This window comes from Pseudomonas panipatensis (genome assembly GCF_900099785.1).
Lineage (GTDB): Bacteria > Pseudomonadota > Gammaproteobacteria > Pseudomonadales > Pseudomonadaceae > Pseudomonas > Pseudomonas panipatensis.
In genome coordinates, this window is sequence record NZ_FNDS01000009.1 from 175,159 (window position 1) to 195,628 (window position 20,470).

Annotated in this window: 18 protein-coding genes; 11 read left to right on the forward strand and 7 right to left on the reverse strand. The window is 54.1% G+C overall.

From position 1 onward, the window contains the following. Positions 1-48: 48 nt before the first annotated feature. From BLQ74_RS20820 to BLQ74_RS20830, 3 genes are all read left to right on the forward strand, one after another. On the forward strand, positions 49-420 hold the full coding sequence (locus BLQ74_RS20820; RefSeq protein WP_090265862.1) for a histone-like nucleoid-structuring protein, MvaT/MvaU family: 372 nt from the start codon (positions 49-51) through the stop codon (positions 418-420). A gap of 628 nt (positions 421-1,048) precedes the next feature. Further along, positions 1,049-1,636, forward strand: coding sequence for a hypothetical protein (locus tag BLQ74_RS20825; protein WP_090265865.1), 588 nt, complete (start codon positions 1,049-1,051; stop codon positions 1,634-1,636). Between the two features lie 612 nt (positions 1,637-2,248). Continuing rightward, positions 2,249-3,505 (forward strand): tyrosine-type recombinase/integrase, encoded by a 1,257-nt coding sequence (locus BLQ74_RS20830; RefSeq protein ID WP_090265867.1) that lies wholly within the window; start codon positions 2,249-2,251, stop codon positions 3,503-3,505. Positions 3,506-3,627: 122 nt separating this feature from the next. Here the strand turns inward: BLQ74_RS20830 and BLQ74_RS20835 are convergent, their stop codons facing one another. From BLQ74_RS20835 to BLQ74_RS20850, 5 genes are all read right to left on the reverse strand, one after another. Beyond that, complete coding sequence (locus BLQ74_RS20835; RefSeq protein ID WP_090265869.1) at positions 3,628-5,010, reverse strand: relaxase/mobilization nuclease domain-containing protein; 1,383 nt, start codon at positions 5,008-5,010, stop codon at positions 3,628-3,630. Continuing rightward, positions 5,007-5,387, reverse strand: coding sequence for a plasmid mobilization protein (locus BLQ74_RS20840; RefSeq protein WP_139199090.1), 381 nt, complete (start codon positions 5,385-5,387; stop codon positions 5,007-5,009). Before BLQ74_RS20840 ends, BLQ74_RS20835 begins: the two co-directional genes overlap by 4 nt. A gap of 417 nt (positions 5,388-5,804) precedes the next feature. Further along, positions 5,805-6,290, reverse strand: coding sequence for a metallophosphoesterase (locus BLQ74_RS28195; RefSeq protein ID WP_090265874.1), 486 nt, complete (start codon positions 6,288-6,290; stop codon positions 5,805-5,807). Further along, a complete protein-coding gene (locus tag BLQ74_RS27140) occupies positions 6,277-6,717 on the reverse strand; it encodes a hypothetical protein (RefSeq protein WP_139199091.1) in 441 nt (146 codons plus the stop codon). Before BLQ74_RS27140 ends, BLQ74_RS28195 begins: the two co-directional genes overlap by 14 nt. Continuing rightward, entirely contained in the window at positions 6,717-7,049 is a 333-nt protein-coding gene (locus BLQ74_RS20850) for a helix-turn-helix domain-containing protein (RefSeq protein ID WP_090265877.1), read from the reverse strand. The genes BLQ74_RS27140 and BLQ74_RS20850 overlap by 1 nt, the downstream gene beginning before the upstream one ends. A gap of 454 nt (positions 7,050-7,503) precedes the next feature. Between BLQ74_RS20850 and BLQ74_RS20860 the strand changes: the two genes are divergently transcribed. The 4 genes from BLQ74_RS20860 to BLQ74_RS28205 all read left to right on the forward strand — a co-directional run bounded on the left by BLQ74_RS20860 (position 7,504) and on the right by BLQ74_RS28205 (position 9,755). Beyond that, positions 7,504-8,238, forward strand: a complete 735-nt coding sequence (locus BLQ74_RS20860) for a metallophosphoesterase (RefSeq protein ID WP_090265882.1) — start codon at positions 7,504-7,506, stop codon at positions 8,236-8,238. A gap of 132 nt (positions 8,239-8,370) precedes the next feature. Then, positions 8,371-8,811 (forward strand): DUF6957 family protein, encoded by a 441-nt coding sequence (locus BLQ74_RS28200; RefSeq protein ID WP_425287509.1) that lies wholly within the window; start codon positions 8,371-8,373, stop codon positions 8,809-8,811. Positions 8,812-9,167: 356 nt separating this feature from the next. Beyond that, a complete protein-coding gene (locus BLQ74_RS20865) occupies positions 9,168-9,572 on the forward strand; it encodes a helix-turn-helix domain-containing protein (protein WP_170842828.1) in 405 nt (134 codons plus the stop codon). Positions 9,573-9,575: 3 nt separating this feature from the next. After that, positions 9,576-9,755: an antitoxin VbhA family protein gene (locus tag BLQ74_RS28205; protein WP_170842829.1), complete on the forward strand. Its 180-nt coding sequence runs from the start codon at positions 9,576-9,578 to the stop codon at positions 9,753-9,755. Positions 9,756-10,413: 658 nt separating this feature from the next. Here BLQ74_RS28205 and BLQ74_RS27150 read toward each other — a convergent pair. Next, the gene (locus BLQ74_RS27150; protein ID WP_139199092.1) at positions 10,414-10,941 is read right to left on the reverse strand and encodes a hypothetical protein; all 528 of its coding nucleotides are present in this window, start codon (positions 10,939-10,941) and stop codon (positions 10,414-10,416) included. Positions 10,942-11,365: 424 nt separating this feature from the next. Here BLQ74_RS27150 and BLQ74_RS20875 point away from each other — a divergent pair, with 424 nt between their 5' ends. From BLQ74_RS20875 to BLQ74_RS20890, 4 genes are all read left to right on the forward strand, one after another. Next, complete coding sequence (locus BLQ74_RS20875) at positions 11,366-12,544, forward strand: DUF3800 domain-containing protein (RefSeq protein ID WP_090265886.1); 1,179 nt, start codon at positions 11,366-11,368, stop codon at positions 12,542-12,544. Between the two features lie 72 nt (positions 12,545-12,616). Continuing rightward, on the forward strand, positions 12,617-13,984 hold the full coding sequence (locus BLQ74_RS20880) for a DUF6035 family protein (RefSeq protein WP_090265888.1): 1,368 nt from the start codon (positions 12,617-12,619) through the stop codon (positions 13,982-13,984). 790 nt (positions 13,985-14,774) lie between these two features. After that, a complete protein-coding gene (locus BLQ74_RS20885) occupies positions 14,775-15,752 on the forward strand; it encodes an AAA family ATPase (RefSeq protein ID WP_244507230.1) in 978 nt (325 codons plus the stop codon). 26 nt (positions 15,753-15,778) lie between these two features. After that, positions 15,779-18,136 (forward strand): S8 family peptidase, encoded by a 2,358-nt coding sequence (locus BLQ74_RS20890; RefSeq protein WP_090265893.1) that lies wholly within the window; start codon positions 15,779-15,781, stop codon positions 18,134-18,136. A gap of 1,439 nt (positions 18,137-19,575) precedes the next feature. On the opposite strand, the gene BLQ74_RS20900 is transcribed toward BLQ74_RS20890, so the two are convergent. Further along, on the reverse strand, positions 19,576-20,463 hold the full coding sequence (locus BLQ74_RS20900; RefSeq protein ID WP_090265898.1) for an NAD(P)/FAD-dependent oxidoreductase: 888 nt from the start codon (positions 20,461-20,463) through the stop codon (positions 19,576-19,578). Positions 20,464-20,470: the final 7 nt, after the last annotated feature.

The window sequence follows — 20,470 nt, forward strand, 5'->3', positions numbered from 1 at the left end:
TTCGATACAGTTGTGCGGATGAAAACTAGTTCGAGAGGGTGACCGTAAATGTCCAGAATCGCAGAATTCCGCGCGGCTGAAAAAGCGTTGGCTGAACAGTTGGCACACCTGGAGTCCCTGAAGAAAGACGCGGGGCTGCAGCAGGAAATTCAGTTTGAAGAAAAGCTCCGCGAATTGATGGGCGCCTACGGCAAGTCCTTGCGTGATGTTGTAGCGATTCTCGATCCGGAATCGGCGCGCGGCGCGGTTGCTCGGGCGGCTGGTGCGGGCCGTGCCAAGCGCCGTCTGCGCGTGGTGAAGGTCTATAAAAACCCGCACACCGGCGAGGTGGTGGAGACCAAAGGCGGGAACCATAAGACTCTCAAGGCCTGGAAGGCCGAGCATGGCAGTGCTGCGGTTGAGTCCTGGCTTCAAGGCTAAGCGCACTCCTATTGGCGATGCGGCCACGTCGGCTGCACCGCTGCCCTCGTGCGCGGCGCTCCTCCAGGGCGCGGCGTACGCTTCCCCTCGTAGTCAGCGCCGCCCGCACGTTCTGGTGGGCTAAATGCACCGCAGCAGAGGTTGCTGTCGTGCGTGCGTCATGTATGCATTGGGCGTAATGCCTGGTGCAGGCGCCTCACTCCCTCGCAAGCGCCGCATCGCTCCCACCTCCACTGCTTCCTTTGCATCGTGCCACTCGCTAATGCCCCGCGCTGGGGCGTTGTGGTCAAGCTCTCGCTCGTGCGTGGGGCTTTCTCCTCGACAGAACCATGTCGTGGGCGCGTATGGTCGAACTCAGTATCTCTGAGGAGAATTCTTATCGTTCTGAAAATATTTTTTTCCCATCTGCACCAAGCATAATTGGCAGCTTGTAAATTTGCGGCCTAGTCCAGCTCTGGAGTTGATGGTCATCGCTTGGCTAAAGTTGTGCTAGTGGGATCTCGTGGGGTGGGCGAAGTTGCTGTGCTAGATGGTTGCAACCGCTTGTGTTTCTCTCGTGTCCTGTGTTTAGAATTTTTTGGCCGCTCACTGGGCGGCCTGAAAATCACTATCCGGAGACTGGAGTTCTATGACGTTCGTATATTCGGTTGATTTCCATGAGGACTTTGCGCAGGGCTATGGAAAGTTCTCGGGCCCTAGCAAGGAGCATGGCTCGACTCGGCGATCACAGTTTCAATGCGTCGGTTGGATTCTCAGCTGCGTTGATAGGGTGATTGAATACTCCCGTGATGCCAGTATCGAAATCTTCGCCAATGGCTATGGAATTGATGGGCTGATAGAGGTTGGTAAGTTACCGAACGAGGTTGCCTATGCGCTGCCGTGGGCAAATAGCTGGGAGGCGCGGTTTAATCTGGTATGGCCGGCGCTTGATGAAAAGCAGAAGCAAATTGCGCTAAAAATGAATTACAGCAAACATGAGAATTTTTGGCCCTATTTTGATGAGGTCACTAAAGACGCAGACACTAAATCGATCTTTGATCGCTACAGAGAGGAGTTGTGTAAGCCCAGAGAGTGTAAGGTTGAGCGCGAGCGTACTTATTACGCTATGATCAAGCCGGATAAGGATATTTCGCTAGTTAGAAATCTTGGTACCGCGCGTCATAATAAAGACTTTTATCATTGCTTTGGGGAGCTTGATAACTCTATAGCTTCTTAAGTTGTCCGATATCATGCCAGTTCTCTAATCGGCAACAGTGAGCACGGAAGCTCCCTCGAATTCTTCCTCTCTTCCTTTCCAACAGGTGCATGCTGCTCATTTCTGAGCGCAGTATGTAACCATCTCCCACAGCGCGCTGACGGCCGCAATTAAGGTCGACAGGCTCGCTACGTGCTTCGCACCGTATCGACGCTCTGCCTACTCCAGTCAGTGGCATGCTTGGATCGATACGCCAAGCGCTCTAGGTCCGCGGGCATCGCAGCAGCCACTCAATATCCTGCATCTCCCATCCGCTGCGCTGTAGGCAGCCAGGGGTTCCTTTGTCTGTTCAGGATTACCTGTTATCGGTCTTCGCCGACCGGACTGTGAGCAGGAGTCGCCTCAACGATTCCCTACCTGATCAAGGCTCTTCTGGCAAGAAAATTATTTTTGAGAAAGTTTGAATAACTGAATGAACTTTTGAGCGCCCGAAAGTCGCTTTGGAACTGAGTTATTCCTAATATTGACAACTTGCCAATAACTTCCAAGAGAGCTCTCTGTGGAAATTGGCTCTTGTCGAAGCGGGACTTTCTAAATACGATTTCTGGGTGTCAATCATTGACGGAGAGGCCTATGAGTGAAACCCAAGAACTGCGCTTCAGTGTGATGCCAGGTGTGGATGTTTGCTGCCGTACACCGGCGGGTGCCCCCTATGCGTTTGAACTGATCAAGGTCCTAGAGGCCCCTATTCGGCAGTTTCAACGGATGCAGTCGGCTCCGCTCTTGAGAGAGTTCGCGAGTGGCTTCATTGAATCGCATATACGAGAGAGTTCACCCAGCGTCAAACATGCGGCCCAATTACGTAGCAGAGTTGGGGGCTTGCTAGAGTTGCTGACGGCAACGGAGCCCGATAGGAGTGTAAGTTCGCTGGGGGCCTCTGATATTACGCTGCTGCGCACTAAGCTGCACCAGCATCTGGAGCGGTACTCGGACGGGCAGGGCTCTACACTGGAGCGCTATTACGCCCTGTTTAATAGCATGGTGCGAGCGGCTAAAGCGGAGGGGTACATTTCAGAGGACTTGGTGGTTGATTCCTCCTACGCGCGTCCTCCCGTGGATGTGACGCCGCCATTTAGCCTGTCGGATTTGCAGAAGTTGTTTGACGGCTACATCTATCAAGTGGGTGGCTACGTAGGTAGAAAACCGTCTTGGGATCCGCAGCCGTTTAAGTTTTGGATCGTGCCTCTTGGTGTATTCTGCGGGCTGAGACTGAACGAGCTCTGCCAGTTACAGCTCAAGGATGTTCAGCCTGAGGAGGCTATGTGGGTCATCCACGTAAACGATGATGGCAAACATCAGAGCATCAAAACGCCGCATGCGCGCCGTAAAATCCCGGTTTCGCAGTTACTGATTGATATGGGATTTCTAGAGTTTGTGGAGGAGCGGCGGAGCGAGTGCGACGGGAAAGAGACAAGCCAGTTGTTTCCAGAGTTGTCGTTTAATGAAATGCATCTGTTCTCCCGCCAGGCCAGTCGATTCCTGATGGGGTATGACCGTGTGGCTGGTTACCTGGATCGTAGTTGTGGCGTCGCGACCAGTGAGGGGGGGTGGGGTGCACGCAGCCTTCGCCGTACGTTTGCGGAGCAGTTGCGGCAACGAGGCGTCTCGGCTGAGGTTATTGCGGATCTGCTGGGCCATGCGGATCCTACAGGCTTGGAGGTTACGAGGCCCCACTATGCAGGTAAAACGTTGCTGGCCGCGAGAAAAGAAACCCTTGAGTTGCACCTAAACTACGGACTGGCGCTGACGCATGTGCGCTGGTCCAACTATCGTGAATTCCGTCGGAAAGTAGGTAAGCGCAAAACGAGAGGCGTTAATCGCTCATATTGATCTAGCACCGCACGCGCAGGATGCGCGGTCCTTATTTTTCCCACCACACTCCATCCATTCTCTAAAAATTCTCTCTCTAAAAAAGCGCCATCGCCATCCTAGGCGATCTGGTCTGACCTCTATTAGCCTTCGAGTGGTTCTTTACTTCGTGTAGGACGAGGCTTATAGCTGAAATCCCTTTCGTCGACTCTGTACACCTCCGCTAATAGCTCAATGAGTTCCTCGTTGGATGGCGTGAAGTTAGTAATCGTAAGTCCAGTCAGCGCGCACGCCAGCCACAGCTTGGTCAACGCTTGCCTGTCTGAACCGTGTATTTCGACACTACCCCAACCCTTATTCTTGGCAAGCTCGGCCATGGCTAAATAGATCGTTTGATTCTGCCGGCTGGTTGTTATGATTTTGTCGCCACGGTCTGAGAATGCCGGCTTTGTACAGCGCTTTTGGTTTCTCCAGTAATAATTCCTGGTGCCGTCGCTAGCGTTCTCGTATCTGAACCGTCGAAGAGCGTTGGTCCAGCTTCTGTTGGGTGATCCCAGTGTGAGGATTTTGCTCTCGGTTACACCTTGACTAGATTTGTGGGACTGTTTTATTTCAAGTTTTGACTCTGTCGGTTTGAGTCTTTCTAGTTCATCGACGATGTCTCGATGCTGCGCTTCGTCAAAATTCAACCTTCTGCTCAGTTTGCTCCATGACCAGTCGCGGTTGAGTTGACTGCCTTTGAAAGTAAGGCCGCTCGTCTTTTGGAATGAGATGCCAGAAATTCGCCCGCTTTGTGAACGTGTTAGAATTATTATTAGGCCGCTTTGTCGGCAGATCTGAATGAACTCTCGGAACTCGATGTTTTCCCCGCTCAGGATTTTGCTGAGTTGGAATTTTATTTTTCTCTTTTCGCTTTGAACACCGGTTCGTTTTTCAATTTGTATTGAGCCATGGTCGAGTGCGATATCGGCTACCTTCTCGCCACGAGATATCCGGTTGGGGGTGCGGTAAAGGCGGTGCTTTATTTCTAATCTCTCAGCCGACTCCTCCCATAGACGATAGTCAAAGCGTGGATTCCATACTTTGCCCTTACTGCATACGGTGGAGAACAACACATGGACATGTAAATGCTGGGTGTCACCATGCACCACGTAAAGAGCCAGTCGTTCGCCCGGCGCAACATCGCCAACCAACTCCCTCGCAATTTCGATAGCTCGTAATGGGGCGACTGGGTCTCTAGGGAAAGCGTCGCAGCCAGGGTAAAAGCTGACGGTTACGCTCTGCGCAATCGATTTGGGGGCCTTCTTATTTGCCCTATGCTGCGCTGTCCATTTTTCAGCCAAGTCGCCAAACCTTTTAGCGTAATCTATTGCGGAGTTACTGGAGTTTGGCGGGAGGGCATAGCTGGCCTCTGCCAGCAATACACGCTCACCATTAAGGAGGGGGTCTCCTTTATCGGAGAGTAAATACTTTACAAGCTTCTGTGCAGAGATGGCGTCAGAAACTTTGGAGGTTTCGATGATCATTGGGACGCCGCCCACAGCAACTCCAGGGAGTGCCAAATTCGTGCAAGGTCATCGGGTGTTATTGAGCTCCCGCTGTTGGCGTGTCTAGCTAGTTGATTCAGATTATTGCCGATCCGTGATAGCTCGTAAATCAGTGCTGCTGGGGCATGATTTTCTCTTCTGACGATAATTTCTTTGCCCAGCAAAACGCTACGTAAGTAGTCAGAAAGGCTCATCTCTTGTCCGGCCGCCAGGCGAACGAGTTCGATTTTTTCCTCTTCTGAAACGCGCACATCAATTCTGAGATTTCTCATGTGTTTGCCTGTTTTCTTATTCTTGTTATACGGCTGAGAACGCAGTGATTGGCCGTCGAGCGCTTCGTTAGGGGAAATGTACACACGTTAGTGCGTGCATTTGTCCTGACGAAACCTTTGCTCGCCGGTCCGATAATTGTTAGCAAAGAGAGTGGGGGAGGGCAACGACTTTTAAGTGGGCAGTTTCGTTGCTTGAGTTATATTTCGGTTGCAGGATTGCCATAGACCCGTATACGGCTAGTCCTGATGGTTGCGCTGGCGCTTGTACCTGGAAGTGTGGAGGCTACGTTCAGTATTGATAAATGGTGCGCGCCTCGGCCACTGAATACGGCTCCAGTGTCGAGAAATACGCTGTTCTCCAGTGCTCTTGCGGCGGGGACTATAGTATGGCCTGAGAATACATAATCGATTCCGCTAATCGGTGTGGTGTTTTGTGAGGTTAACCTTGATCGCCCCTCTAGAGCGCTTTTAATTGTTCTCTGGTCGCGTTTTTCTAGAAGGCTAAGGAATGTTTGCCAGCAGGTAATGCTCTTGGGGAGTTCTGCATGAACAATCTCCAGCGTCATTTGCGGCGTGGAAATCTCGATAGCTATAGGTAGGGGGTAGAGAATTTAGAATTTTTACCTGCTGCTCCTCATCTATCAGTAGCCACCACCACGCGCCGTAGTCGCGGACCAGTCGACTGAGAAGATCAAGGTCAACAGTCTCTTGCGAATGTGCAAGAAGCAGCAAGTGTTCGTTATTCCCACGCACTGCGAAGAAGTATGGCTGGGATAGTAACTCTAGGATTCTCTCGGACTGCTCGCCCCTATCGATGAGGTCTCCCACTGATATGAGGAGATCTTTGCTTTTGTTAAAGTGTATGAGGTCAAGTGCTTCATAAACTAAATCGAAAGCCCCATGAATGTCACCCACTACAAAGACTCTGCGCCCAGACGGGATGCAAAGCCTTAGAACTGGCTGTGGGGTGATTTCACAGGTTTTCATGGCAGTAAATTTTTACTCGAGATTCCGCCATCTCATCTGCTCGAATTGGATCGTCGGTGAATTCCCCGTCAGCAGTTTCCACGACAAAAGATGTGCCTCCCTGTGACGGGAATATCGCTTCAAAGATGTTGAGGATTTTTTTGCATTCCTGTTTCGGCTTTTCCTCATCATGTGAGCAAAACAGGACATAGAGTTCGTGGTCTTTCCAGATCGGATCGGTCGCCAGATTTACCGCATCGGGTAAAGATCGGATTAGGTAGGTTCGCCATATACTGGAGTGCTCGTCTACAGCTCGCAGTAGAAAGCTCCATTGCGACCCCTCAATTTCCACGATTCGGTAGCAGGCACGGTTCAGCCCTCTGTTGAAAATCGCGCCCCGTAATTCTGCATCGGCATCACGGAACGCTTCGAGAACACTAAAGGCCATCAGTCATGACCTCCTTCGTTGAGAGCTTTACGGCGAGAGGCCCGCTTTGGCAGCCGATCGTCCTGCAATTGACGCCCCTGGTCGTCGCTCTGCGCCCATAAGTCGATGTCCCCCGCGAGTCCCAGTACCTCCAGTACTCGTGCGTAGCTGCCCAGTGCAACCCCAGGATCACCACGCTCAACTTTGTTGAGCGTCTCCCGCGAGATTCCCGCCTCCTCGGCGACTGTCACCATGGAGATGTCCCGTCGCAGGCGGGCTAGACGGATGCGCTCGCCGAATCCGAGCAGCAGGCGCTCCAGCATTGGATACAGGTGAGGACGTTCGCGGCCCATTGCATACTCCGTTCAAAAGTGCTTTTAATGTCTATAGTATTTGGCATTAATCGGCTCAAGGCAAGCCTGCCAGCCTGCCAGCCTGCCAGCCTGCCAGCCTGCCAGCTTGGGAGCGAAGAGGGGAGTTCGTCGCCATGACAGCAGTGCCATACCCACCAGAGATCGTCCGAGCGCTCCGTCTGTGGCCTGCGCTAGACGAGAACCCTCCAACCGCCTACCTCGCCGACGTTGGCGAGGTTTTTGGCTATCTCGTTGGTCGAGTGTATGGCGACATCTATTGCCGATTCCTAGACGGGCGCCAGATAAGCACCTCGCCAGTTGTGAGCCTGAGTAGCCAATTTGGCTACCTAGTTGCCTACACGCTCTCCGGCAGCCGTTACGTGATAGTCACCTTCCGTCAGGAGCAGTATCAGTTATTTGAGGGATATTTGCGGCGGCTACACGAGGGTGCGCAATGAAAATACTGATCTTGTCGGATCTGCATAATGAGCTTGATATGTACCGGCATGCTGGTTGTGGTGAGGATGTGGTCATTCTCGCAGGCGATATCGACATCGAGGCTCGGGGCATTCGTTGGGCGGCAGAAAACTTTAGTTGTCCGGTGATTTATGTCTGCGGTAATCACGAGTTTTATCATGGTCATCTCGATAAAACGGTCTTGAAAGTAAAAGGCATAGCGCAGAGTGGAGTGCACTCTCTTGATAACGAAGAAGCTATTATAAACGGCGTCAGATTTCTGGGTGGGACGGCGTGGACTGACTATAAGGCGACCTCCAATTTGTATGAGGCGCAGGAATTGGCAGGGCGGTGCTTGCGTGATTTTCAACTGATCCGGGCTGAGAATTACCGAAAGATACGTCCGCATGATCTGATGCGGCGCGCGGTTGATTTTAAGATTTGGCTAGAAGGTAAACTCAGTGAGCCGTTTCCGGGAAAAACAGTTGTGGTCAGCCACCATGCCCCTTTGCTCGCCTCGCTAAATGGTAGTCCGCACCGTGGAACTCACCTAGATGCGTCATTTTCAAATAATTGGAGCGAGTTGTTCGCGTCAAAAATTGACCTGTGGGTGCATGGGCACACACACCAGTTCTGCGATTATGTTCATGGTGCTACGCGGGTTGTATGCAACCCTCGTGGCTACCCCGGCGAACTAACAGGTTTTAGGTCCGACTTCCTGGTGGATTTATAACCTGAATATGGTGATTTCCGTATATGCCGGCGGAATGGTGTGGGGCTGTCTTGGCTCAACGAACCCTGCTCATGCGTATTGGGGGAGAGCCAGTCGCAGGTATTTTCACTGTCCTCAACGGAGAGAAAGTTAATGAGCGAAAGAGAGCGTCCGGATGCAGAGAATTTAGGTGACATAGACCGGGTAGCCGCGCTTGTGGGGGTTGTATCTGGCGACACGCCCCAGTACGAATCTGTTGCAGGAAGCGGGCTTTCCGATGACGAAGCAGTGGCCCTTGCCAAGGAAGTATCTCCGCTAAAACGGTACTGCCTGGTTAGGGACTGGGTTCTGGTGGACGTTACATTTTCTCGGGGGGAGCGCCTACCAGAAGGATTTATGCCGAGAGTCCTCTATTCCGGATGCATTGTTCGTGATCAGGCCGCCCGATTCCCAGCGGGGGGATGGGTACGAAGTACGTTTGAGGTCAGTTTTACTCGCGGCTGCCTTTTTGAGACGCGAAATACGGTTTACGTTTTGTCTGGTGATGGTAGAAGGGCTACTTGTGATTGGCAGCACCTTGCTGCGCTGTTCTAGTGGTTGTGGCCAATGCAATCTTTGCTCTGTATGGGAGATTGAAGATGATAGTTGGTGATGAAGAAGAGCCTGCACAAGCTGTGAAAGCTTATTGTGACGCTTGCTGCAGGACAGCTGCTGCTGACGGGCATGAGCTGCAACTGGCTGTCCTTCAAGCCACTTGGCGATTAGGCTCAATCCATGATGGCGAGAGTTATCACATTCGTCTCTGTGAGGAGTGTTTTTTTAGAGTGCTTGGAGATCTTCGATTTCAGCGAGCGATTCAGGAACCCTTTGATGAGCCAGCAGAAGTCCTAAGAACCTTTGGGCGAGTTATATAAAAGGAGGAGAGGGGAAATTAGAAAAAGATAAGTAAAGTGAGTAACGCAACTCTGAAGCAGGTTATAGAGCATTGGCATTTCGTCGAGCCGCTACTGGCGCCGCCGCAGTCTGAGTCTCAATACGACGAAGTCGTGGCTATGCTAGATCAGCTGCTGACGTTGATAGGAGATGAAGAGAGCCATCCTCTGTCCACCCTTGCTCAGGCTATAGGAAATTCGATAAGCATCTATGACGCCGAGCGCTTCCCGATCTCAGACGTGGCTCCCCATGAGTTGCTGCGCTATCTAATGGCAGAGCACCGAGTCGCCCGGGACCAACTCCCAGAAGTTGGCACCCGGTCCGTCGTATCGGATGTTCTAGCTGGTAAGCGGCCGCTCAATATGCGCCAGATTCGTGCTTTATCGAATCGCTTCAAGGTGCCGCTCAGAGTGTTCATTTAGAAAATGGCCATAGACCCGAAGCGAGATCAGCATGTGGAGCGCGCGCTAACCTCCGCACGCCTTTCCGGAGTTAGACCTAGCGCAAAATTCCTAGAGCTTGCTGATCGATATCGACGGGGTGATATCTCTCTCGTTGAAATGATTTCCAAGATGAAGAGGCATTATGAGTATCCAGCAGACTAGGTTCTGTAAATAACGGGGTAAACGATGCGCTGGAAATTAACCTGCCGTGATGCTGGTGATGGCAGCGGCGATATGATTGTCGAATTGCCCGAGGGCTTGCTCCAGGCTACAGGATGGGAGGAGGGTGATTCCCTAGAGCTAACGCACGACCCTAGCGACAGCACAGCGCTTCAGCTGAGCAAGGTTGTAATATGCGACGTATGCGACGCAACTACGGCAGAAACAGGGCACGGAGTCCTGGAGGCGCACTGGCGCGATGGCGCGACCGAGGGCATGCGTTTGTGTAGGCCTTGCTTCAACTACGCGATGGCCACGCTGAGGAGAGCGCATCAGGTGAATCATCTATTCGACGACGATGAACCTGAGCGGTAGCAAGAAAGTGCAAATTTTGCACATGCGTAGCGAGTTCTGATCCTCCAGCGTTCCGTTGCCGCTATTGTGGGCGGTCAGGAGTTGCGGGATCCAAGCCTGGATTTGTGCTTCCTGATGGGCACCTGGATATCCGCTTTCATGATTATGGTTTAGCTAAGACGAACCATGGTTATGGCTACCGCAAGGGCAGCTATTGGCGGGGAGCCGCCGCCAGAGATCGGTCAGAAGCGGATGTTGCCAAGGCTCGATTTTGAGGTTTGGAGGCGTCTACGAAACCGGGGGCGGTTCAAGACTCGCTCCAGAACGTCTGGGCGAAGCCCGCATCGTCGGCCAGTAGTAGGTTCATTTTGCCGGTATAGCGTCGTCCCTCTAGGCTTCGGTAGCGAATCACTATGGGGATCAAAGTTCCGCTTTGCCATGCGCCAGGATTGTTCCCTAGGTGGCCAAAAGCGTTAGAGACCGTCCTCCCGTTAGCAATCACCGGAATCACCCTTTCCTCAAGTAAGCAACGCCTTGCGTCCGTAGGAGCGTCCCCATTGCTCGAGTCCACCAGAGCACTCAGGACGTGGTGTTCATCGGCTTTTATTGATATTTCCTTGGCAGGCCTGTTTCCGGTGTTCTCGACGATTATGTTCAAAGCGATCCCTTCATTGCCGCCTGCAACTGAAGTGACGCGTGCGCTAAGAATTGGGCGGTTTGTCCTTTGCCAGAGCCATACCGTAACGCACATGGAGGTAAACGCGATGGTTGCAGAGATGATTGCGATTTCAGTAGATACGTTTGACACTGCGGATCCTTGAGATTCGATTGACATTCATTGGCTCAGAGTGAATCGTCCTTGGTTTCGTAGACACTCGATGAACCCTCCTGGCCGCTTGGTGCCCCTGATGAGAGGCGGTTCCAGATCAATAGCTGACGAGGGGGCGGCTGCTACCGGCCAGAAGCGGATGAGCAAGCTTTCCTTACCCACGTCCGACGTATGACGAGCGACCGCACTCAAATCATGGGAGTGCATATAACTAGCAGATGCGCTGTGGTCGCGTGGATTCCAGGCCTCTGCATTATCGAGACGCTTTGCCGGCTAGTGCTCAATGGGTGATTTCGTGGAAATTGCCGCCGCTGATGATCTACGTGCCCATTGGCGTTGGGGCGAGTGTAGTAGCAATTTGCCTTGTCTTGTCTGAATGCGCACCTTAGGGTGGAACAGAGCTGTTGCATGGCGACTGGGGAGCTTGGCGGTGGGGCGGACATTCGCTTTCGTAGATGAGTCGGGGAATCATGATCTGGACACGACGAAGTCTGGCAGTTCTGGCTATTTCGTTGTCTGCTCAGTGATTGTCGTAGAGAAGAGTCTTCAGCAGGCTAAAGAGCTCGCGGAGGCGATCCGTACACGCAATTTTCAGACTGGCGAAATCAAATCCAGCAACCTTAAAGCGAAGGACTCTGAGCGTCGCAAGCGAATCCTGCTCGAGCTCTCTGAGCTCCCCGTAAAGCTCTTCTTCACTGTGGTCGATAAGAGCCGTGTGCACCGCGATGGTGGTTTGAAATTCAAACAGCCATTCATCAAGTACGTGAACGGGCTGCTGTACCAGCGCCTGTACAACCACTGTGAAAACCTGCACATGACGGTCGATGAGCACGGAGGACCGGAGTTTCAGGCCGGCTTGAAAGGCTACGTCGAGGCACGTTATGTGGATGATCTTTTCAGAGAGGAGGCATTTCAAACTAAGAACAGCAAAGATGATGTGCTGATCCAAGTCGCAGACTTCTTCGCGGGCTCTATCGCTCAGATCTACGAGGGGAAGGCGCCTGATGATGTTAAAGAGGCGTACAAGACCATTCTACGAGAGATCACGCTGGGCATTATCGAATGGCCCCCGAAATATCAATCGCTCTTGTCGCCAGTGAGCGCGGCAGCTTACGCAGATCATCGGGTGCATCAGGCAGCGATCAAGCAGGCCGATAGGTTCACGGAAGAGCTGCCCCCCTACCCCGACGAGGAGCAACGGCTTCAGCTTTGCATCCTGGATTACCTGCGCTTTCGAAGTGAGTTCGTAAGCGACGAGTATGTTTCAACTGCGGAGATCGTCGACCACCTAGCTGATAGAGGATTTGGCGACCTTGGAGAACAGAGGATTCGATCCAGCGGTATTGCAAAACTGAGGGATGCCGAAGTCATCATTGCTAGCTGTCAGAAGGGCTACAAATTCCCTAAAACGCGCGCGGACATCAACGATTTTCTGGAGCTTGCTGCGAGCCAAGTCGTGCCGCTTTTAGATCGAGTCAAGAAAGCCAGGGATGTCTACTTGCTCAGCAGTGTCGGTGAGTACGACGTTTTGGCGGAAGATAGATTTGCACAGCTCAAAAAGCTGTTGTCTTCACTTGATGCTTTCTGCGACCAGGAGCCCCGCACGTAGGGCCAGAAGCCCCGCATATCGTCGCTGAAGACCCTCGTGGGTTTGGTTGAGTTAGGCAATGGAGTGTGATGTATGTCTGAGGCGTTCTACCTCCCTGAGTCGTTGGCGGTTGCCGATGCAGCTGTTGCAGCGGTGCTCCATATGGAAAGTGGGCGCGTGCTGCCGGCCCGTGAGGTCATAGGGCATGACTACGACAAGGCCATTCAACTGCGCATGTCTTTGCAGGAAGGAATTTCGTCAGATGCCCCTCTGTACTGTTGCCCCCTCTGCGTCGTGCCAGTCAGACTCGTCTCTCAAAAGGAGAAGGGGCGCTTCTTCTTTCGGCACGACCTAGAAGATGGGCGCTGCCCTGCAAAGACAAAAGGGAGCCTCGACGAGCGCCAGATATCTGCCCTGAAATACGATGGCGTCCGGGAGTCGGTTGCGCATCAGCAGATGAAGCGCATCATCGCGGAGAGCCTTCGTAACGACCCTGATTTCTCCCAAGTCGAGATTGAGCCCATCTGGAAAGGTCGCGAGAAGAACAGCCGGAGAAGGCCTGATGTTCGTGCCGTTTGGAAGGGCGTCCTGCCGGTAGCATTTGAGGTTCAGCTTTCGACAACATTCCTCCGTGTTATTGCCGAGCGAAGGCAGTTCTACCTGCGAGAGGGGGGGCTGCTCCTTTGGGTGTTCAAGGCTTTCGACGCCAGCGAGTCCCGGCTCACGCAAGACGACATCTTCTACAACAACAACCGCAACGCCTTTGTCGTGTCAGACGAAACCCTGTCTGCCTCGCGAGAGAACAAGACACTTATGCTTGATTGTCTCTGGACAGAGCCAGTCATTGAAATGGCGGCTCGGGCATGGGTCGAAAAGAGTCAGCGCGTCGGATTCAGCGAGCTGACGATTGAGCGTGAACGGCAGCGTGTCTACTTCTTCGACGCCGAAGGCGCAGAAGCGAAAGTCGAAACGGGCCTAGCGGTGTTAGTCGACGACGACCTTCGGCAGGCGTTCCATAGCTTCTGGCTTTCCTCCGAGCACGATCCAGACATCTGGGCGGAACTGCGTGGCAAACTGCGCGAAAAGGGGATCAAGGTTCCGTACTCTTCAGGACATCCAGATGGCCCCTATCACCTGCTGAATACGCTGTACTCGGCGCGAGAGGGGAGGCCGGTAGGTTGGGGGCACGCTCAACTGATCAATGTTGCGCATCATGTTTTTGATCGCTACAAATCGCACCTGTGGGCGATGCGGCTAATGCTGATGGCGCACGATCAAGGAGAACTGATCCGCTCTCAAGACCGCACTAGCAACTGGCGGAATAATAAAGTCAAAACCTACTTGGGCGCATGGAAAAAGGGGAGTGCGGCTTACAAGCCGGATCGGCAATGGGATGGGCTGGTCTCTTTTTTGTTTCCTGAAATCGCAGCGCAGCTTGTCTCCTCGCCTGCCCCGATATGAGCTGCAGTGGAGCCGGCTGGGCTTGCTAGTACCGCCGAGGTCAGTGAGACATCGCCGGCTAGCACCACTGCCGCGATGATTTCCTCCAGCTTTTTGCAACCTTTTCGACTTGGTCGCGCTCCCACTAGCTCAGTAGCTGGATTGGGTCAGTGCCGCATCTATTCCATGCCTGAAATGAGCTGACTCTGCCGCCTAGAGATGCAAACCACGCAGTAGCCGCAGTCGGTTATATATAGCGGTCATGAGAGACAGCTATTGGCCGGTTTAGGCCATCTGCGAACGGCCGCAACGGCTCGGCAGCTGCCTCCCGTCAGGGGCTGAAAGCGGCCAATAGCTTCCGGTGACTATAGTTCGTCTAGCTAGGGTGAGCCCTGGTCATCGACAGCTATCGGTCCTGACTGGGTGAAAGCCATTGCTGAATTCTATCGCTGGGCAGACGGGCAGACGGGCAGATGGCCCGTATGCCCTGCTCCTGCAGCGTTCACTGAACGCTTCCCGCGACTTCGAGATGGAGAGGTAGTGCGTCTCAGACTCAAGGCACGGCATGCAGTTCTCTCCCCATTTTGGCTCGTTCGAAGGGAGCCTTTGGGAGCGAAAAATGACTAGCGGGTGGCAAACATTGCTTGCAGAGTAAGCTAACGTAGGGACGAAGGGTCGGTGTAGAACCCCTGCAATGCGGGTAAAATCTCCCGCGATCGTCGATTTACTACTAGAAAATGCTTTCACTGGGGGCGTACTCGAATTCCTCGAAAGGATTCGAACGGGACAAGCTATGGCACGTGGCGAATTGATGAAAAAGCTGCTGGCTAGCTATGGCCGGGACGAGGAGTTCCGTGCTGTTGCCGAGCAGATCATTCTTGAAGAAGAGCAGAAGAACAATCGTGTTCTTGCCAGGTCTCTTCGTCATACGCTCGACAACGCTACGTCAGCGAACGTTCGTTCAAGCAAACAGGCACCCTCCCAAAAGCTAGCTTCGCTGATCCCGTTCCCCGACGCTGCCGACGATTTCGTTGAGAGAGTCGATCCGGTTCATTCGCACAAAGACATCACCCTTTCGCACGCTAATACGCGCGTTTTTGATGGGCTCCTCCAGGAGTACCGGCGATCCGAAGAAATTCGGCGTCATGGGCTAGCCGTGAGGTCCAAGCTTCTGTTTTGTGGTCCGCCCGGGTGTGGCAAAACTCTTTGTGCTGAAGTCTTTGCCGCTGAACTCGGGTTACCTCTCTTTGTGGTAAAGCTCGATCGACTGATCTCGTCTTACCTAGGCGAAACAGCTGGAAACGTCCGGAAGATCTTTGAGTTTGCCAAGCGGCAACCGTGTGTCCTGTTCCTCGACGAGTTCGATGCATTGGCTCGTTCGAGAGATGACTCAGCAGAGCACAATGAGTTACGTCGGGTCGTGAATAGCCTCTTGCTATTCATTGATCGCATGCAGCCACGGGGCTTCATGATCGCCGCGACCAACCTCGATAGTTCACTGGATCCGGCGATATGGAGACGGTTTGATGAAGTTATCTGGTTCGACAAACCGGATCACGCACTCATCAAGCGCTTCTTGAAGGCCAAGTTCAAGAATGTTGTGATCGACTTTGATCTGGATAGATACGTTGATCGTCTGGAAGGTTATTCTTTCGCGGAAATCGAACGAGTCTGCATTCAAACTATCAAGGCGCCACTAATTGCTCGCCGCAAGGGCATCGCCGAGTCCGACTTCACCGCTGCAATTGCAGACGAGAGTCGTAGGCGGGCTGGACGCGCAAGGCTGTGAGCTAGCAAGCGAAACGTGAGGTCAGGATGGCCCGCTACGATCACCTCCATTTAATTCGACTCCCAACGGAGCTTCCCCGCAGGAAAAAACCGGGTTTCGGAGCGGCAGTCCCCCGGGTCCCCGGAGAGCACAGTGCTCGGCTCACCGATGAGCTGGCACATGCTGTTGATCAACAGGTTGCTCGTAAGCGGCCAGGCATTGTTGACCCGTCGCTCATTCTTCGGGTGAGGATGGCAGAGGGGCTACTGGAGCAGGACTGGCATAATGCGGGGTTTGAGCTCTTATCCAGTGATCCGGACAAGACGCTAGTTCTCTTCTCTTCCAGCGGTGACCTGGCTCATTTTCGTGGGCAACTTGCTGCGTTCGGTGGAGGCATTCCCGCTGGGAAGAAAAATCCTCCTTATGCTGGCTTTGTCTCTGGAATTGAATCTATCGGGGCGGTCGAGCCGCGCGATCGACTCGGCATGCGTCTCAGAGAAGAGGGATTTGGGGGGCTGGACGACATCGATCCAGCTGCTCTAATGCTGCTCGATCTTGAGATATGGAACATCGGGGCGGCCCAAATACGGGGCGCAAAGCTTGATGAGCTCACCGACCTTATTGAGCAGCAGGGCGGCAATGTCTATGACCGGTACAACGGGCCCGCGATCTCTCTGCTGCGCATTGAAGTGCCTGGCCACCTGCTGATCGATCTCCTTTCCATAGAGGTCATCGCGGTCATCGACCTTCCCCCGCAGCCCGATACGTTCACTCGCGATGCTCTCGAACTAAACTTGGCGGATTTCCCGCCTGTCGAGATTATCGAGAACGCCCCGGTCATTGGGATTCTCGACAGCGGCATCAACGCACATCCGTTGCTTGAAGGCGTCGTAGTCGGGGCTATCGGTGTTCCTGAAGAACTTGGCACTGCCGATGAGTTTGGGCATGGAACTCGGGTGGCCGGGGTTGCCGCTTTCGGGGATCTGCGAGCTCAGCTAGCGGAAGGTGGCGATCTGGTTTGCGCAGCGAGAATATGCTCGGCGCGCGTCGTCAATCATCGTGGGGGGTTTGACGACCACAGCCTGATTACCAACCAGATGCGCGATGCCCTGACCACCTTGAACCGAGAGTTTGGCTGCCGGATTTTTAGTATCTCGCTGGCTGACATTAAGAGCGCGCCCTATGCCGGCGGCAAAGTCGGTCCCTGGACAGCCACCTTGGATGAGCTTGCCCGCGAGCTTGATGTTCTGATCCTAGTATCGGCGGGCAATCGTATGCCGCGACAAGGGGAGCGGCAGGAGGAAAGTGTCACTGGATACCCAGACTATCTGCTGGAGCCTTCTAACCGCTTTCTGGAGCCCTCTGCAGCTCTCAACGTCCTGACCGTTGGATCCATCGCTCATGGAAATGGGATTGACCAAGCGCTCCAAGATGCTGGGGTTGGCATTCGACCGATTACCGGTCCATATGAGCCATCGCCATTCTCTCGCGTCGGTCCAGGCATTGGTGGGGCAATAAAGCCAGACCTGGTGGATCTGGGAGGAACACTGGTTTACGACCCGCTTGCCGGCCCGCGTACCGGATACGATCAGCCAAGCGCTGGGATTCTTACGTTGAATCATCGCTACCTTGAGCAGATGCTGAGGACGGCTTCAGGTACCTCATACTCCACACCCATGGCCGCTCATAAGGCGGCCCAGTTGCTGGGGCGTTTCCCCGAGGCTTCGGCAAACCTGTTGAGGGCACTTCTAGTTGGAGCTGCAACAGTGCCGGACCAGGCCAGGCAGCGTTTGATCCATTTGGACCCTGCGGCTACTCGTCATATCTGCGGCAACGGATTCATTGGTGTTGAAAGAGCTGTGTATTCCGATGACGCGCGTGTTGTGCTGTATGCAGAAGATGCTCTTCCCCTGGATAACTTTGCCGTCTTCGAGATCCCGATTCCTGAGCCGTACCTCAATCAACCGGGGGACAGGACGATAACAGTCACCCTGGCATATGACCCGCCGGTTCGACACACAAGAGTTGACTATGCCGGCGTACACATGAGCTACCGGGTGCTTCGTGGCGTGAGCGTAGGTGAAGTAGTGGAGCATTTCCGCTGGAGATCCAAGCAGGAAAGCGCCGCCCCTCCGATCCCCGCCGCCAAGGTTTGCGACATGATTCCCGGGCCTACCTTGCGGGAGAAAGGCACGGTACAAACAAGCTGCGTTACTTTTAAGCGTGGCGAGCTAGCGCAGTACGGGGACACTTACTATCTGGTCGTTCGCTGCGAGTCTGGTTGGGCCGATTTCCTCACTGAGCAGAGATACGCAGTCGTTGTTGAAATTGCCCATCAGGCAGGTGTTCAGATCTACCAGCATGTTGAGGAACGTGTCCGTATCCGTCCGCGGATTTTGCTCTGAGCCTCCGAATCTATCTGTGGCGCGCACCTCTACACTGCGTGTTGATCTGCCTCTACTCAGCTAGAAGCCAACCGATAGCAAGATTCTGCCACTCAAGTTGACAGGGAATGCTGCAGCGCCGGTTCGGCAGTCTGAGGGGGGCCCGTAGGCGCCTTGAGGAGAGGGCTGAGGAGCTAGCAGGGTGTCGGGGATTCGCCCGGTCTGTGCGGTGGGGGAAGTGCCTGGAAACTGAAGCGGGTACGCTTTTACGTCTCAATCTAAGTGCCGGTATCGACGTAGATGCCGATCATGGCCGCCCCGCAGTTGCGGATTGCGCAGGAAGTCTAGGCTCCGTAGCCTCACCGTCGCCCTTTATTGGCAGGCTTTAAATGTTTGGAGGCGGCTAACGCCGGGGCTTGTAGAGCAGCTGTAAACCTTTTTATGAACTGTAAAGCAGCCAGGTTTACAGTGCGGAAAAAGGTTTACAGGCAGCGGGCTGAGGCGGGGTAGGGTGGCCGTAGAGACCTGGGGCTGTTGCAGGTCAACGGCCCCTAGTCTCGATTGCCGTAGTTAATTGATGGCGATGCCCTTAGTTGCTTCTGTAGTACTGCTCGTAAGCAACAGCGTCGTCAGCTTCACGCATCAAGTTGTCGAGTTCCTCCTGAGCTGCGCGGGCGCTTCTCGCCTTCAGTCGAATTCCGTGCCAGTCGTAGTTGCGGGGTTCGTAGCATAGGAGGTAGTAGCGCCGCATATGCGAGCTGTACCAAATCCCCCAATCCTCGGAGTGGACGTCGGCGTCATCGCATACTGATCGCAGATCGGTAGGGAGGCGCAACCCGTATCCGGCATCGCGGTCGGGTCCAACCCAATACCCACGGATATGGCGGATTTGAGTGTTTTCGCCGGTCGGTCCTTGTATGAACTGCATTAGGTCTCCAGTAGGGTTTGCTCACTGAGCAGGCATCCAGATTCGCCATAGCATCCAGCGGTAGGCGAATCGTCACCACCGCGCCCTCTCTACGGGCGTGGCGAACCCCTAGATAAATATCCAGTGATTTCTTGGTCGTCAATAGGCTTGAATGGCCCGCCGTATGGGCTTCCAAGGCGTTATGGGGGCTTCGCCCGATGCCATAAGGGTTTGGCTGTTTTTGCTTGAAGTGTGACTGGTCAGTCGCTGATCGGTCATTGAGGGACTTTCGACCACCTGCTCATCGCCTGGCTCACATGAGCACGGTTCGCTCATCTAGAACGAACCATGATCGACGCCATGAAATCGTCGGCGAAGGGCTGCATCCGACCCATTGCAGCCGTCCGTGACGGCAGGATCCGGTCGCTTTCAGCCCTTTGACAATGGCCGCGTCGACAAGGATTCCGGTCAGTAAGCTACCTGCATTCGACTTAACCGACCTAACGCGGAAACCCTGATTCGTGGGTAATCGCCAGTCTTCCGCCGCCCGTATTCAGCGAGACATCAGCGACTGGTGTGCCGCGCAGCCCGTGCGTGCGCCGTCCCCCACGGCGATTGCGACATTGCCTGCGCCTATCGCTGCATCCCCGCAGGCAAACACTCCGGACACGTTGGTTTCGCGCATCGCATCGACCTTGATGAATTCGCCCGTCGGCCCCGCTTCAAACTCACAACCCAGTTGCGCAGCCAATGGGCTGCCCATACGGGTCCGAGGCTGGGTGAACAATCCGGCAAGTTTGATCACTCGACCGCTGGCGAGGGTCACATCGGCTTGTTCTCCGCCGACCGACAAGACAGGCTCTGCCACTACCGTAACCCCGCGCCTGGTCAGATTGGCCAACTGATCGGCATCCGGCTCGAATACCTCGTTGAGGAATAATGTGGTTGGCCCCCAGTCCGGTAGCATCAGTGCATGGTGAATCGCCAGTGGCGATGCCGCCAATACACCAATTTGTCCGCCGTGAAGTTCATATCCGTGGCAATACGGACAATGAAACACTCGCTGCCCCCATCGTTCTGACAGCCCGGGAACCTCAGGCAGCTCATCCACCACCCCTGTGGCAAGGATCAAACGCCGCGTCGCGAATTGTTGCCCATTCTCGATGGTTACCACAAAGCCACCGTCGCCCGTTTTCGCCTGGACGGCGGGTTGAGAAAGCCACTCCACCGTTGGGTAAGCCAGTAACTGGGCTCGTGCCTCACTGGCTATCGCACCGGGATCGCGGCCGTCCTGACCAAGAAATCCATATGAGTGGTTAGCAAACCGATTGCGGCGCTGACCTGCGTCGAGCACCAGTATTTTTCGGCGCGCCCGTGCCAGTTGCAAGCCTGCGGAAATTCCGGAATAGCTACCGCCGACGATGATCACATCATGAACCATGGATCAA

Excerpts from the sequence above, each read along its gene's own strand:
- BLQ74_RS20820 (WP_090265862.1), top strand. The coding sequence starts at position 49 with ATGTCCAGAATCGCAGAATTCCGCGCGGCTGAAAAAGCGTTGGCTGAA.
- BLQ74_RS20825 (WP_090265865.1), top strand. The coding sequence starts at position 1,049 with ATGACGTTCGTATATTCGGTTGATTTCCATGAGGACTTTGCGCAGGGC.
- BLQ74_RS20830 (WP_090265867.1), top strand. The coding sequence starts at position 2,249 with ATGAGTGAAACCCAAGAACTGCGCTTCAGTGTGATGCCAGGTGTGGAT.
- BLQ74_RS20835 (WP_090265869.1), bottom strand. The coding sequence starts at position 5,010 with ATGATCATCGAAACCTCCAAAGTTTCTGACGCCATCTCTGCACAGAAG.
- BLQ74_RS28195 (WP_090265874.1), bottom strand. The coding sequence starts at position 6,290 with ATGAAAACCTGTGAAATCACCCCACAGCCAGTTCTAAGGCTTTGCATC.
- BLQ74_RS27140 (WP_139199091.1), bottom strand. The coding sequence starts at position 6,717 with ATGGCCTTTAGTGTTCTCGAAGCGTTCCGTGATGCCGATGCAGAATTA.
- BLQ74_RS20850 (WP_090265877.1), bottom strand. The coding sequence starts at position 7,049 with ATGGGCCGCGAACGTCCTCACCTGTATCCAATGCTGGAGCGCCTGCTG.
- BLQ74_RS20860 (WP_090265882.1), top strand. The coding sequence starts at position 7,504 with ATGAAAATACTGATCTTGTCGGATCTGCATAATGAGCTTGATATGTAC.
- BLQ74_RS28200 (WP_425287509.1), top strand. The coding sequence starts at position 8,371 with ATGAGCGAAAGAGAGCGTCCGGATGCAGAGAATTTAGGTGACATAGAC.
- BLQ74_RS28205 (WP_170842829.1), top strand. The coding sequence starts at position 9,576 with ATGGCCATAGACCCGAAGCGAGATCAGCATGTGGAGCGCGCGCTAACC.
- BLQ74_RS27150 (WP_139199092.1), bottom strand. The coding sequence starts at position 10,941 with ATGTCAATCGAATCTCAAGGATCCGCAGTGTCAAACGTATCTACTGAA.
- BLQ74_RS20880 (WP_090265888.1), top strand. The coding sequence starts at position 12,617 with ATGTCTGAGGCGTTCTACCTCCCTGAGTCGTTGGCGGTTGCCGATGCA.
- BLQ74_RS20885 (WP_244507230.1), top strand. The coding sequence starts at position 14,775 with ATGAAAAAGCTGCTGGCTAGCTATGGCCGGGACGAGGAGTTCCGTGCT.
- BLQ74_RS20890 (WP_090265893.1), top strand. The coding sequence starts at position 15,779 with ATGGCCCGCTACGATCACCTCCATTTAATTCGACTCCCAACGGAGCTT.
- BLQ74_RS20900 (WP_090265898.1), bottom strand. The coding sequence starts at position 20,463 with ATGGTTCATGATGTGATCATCGTCGGCGGTAGCTATTCCGGAATTTCC.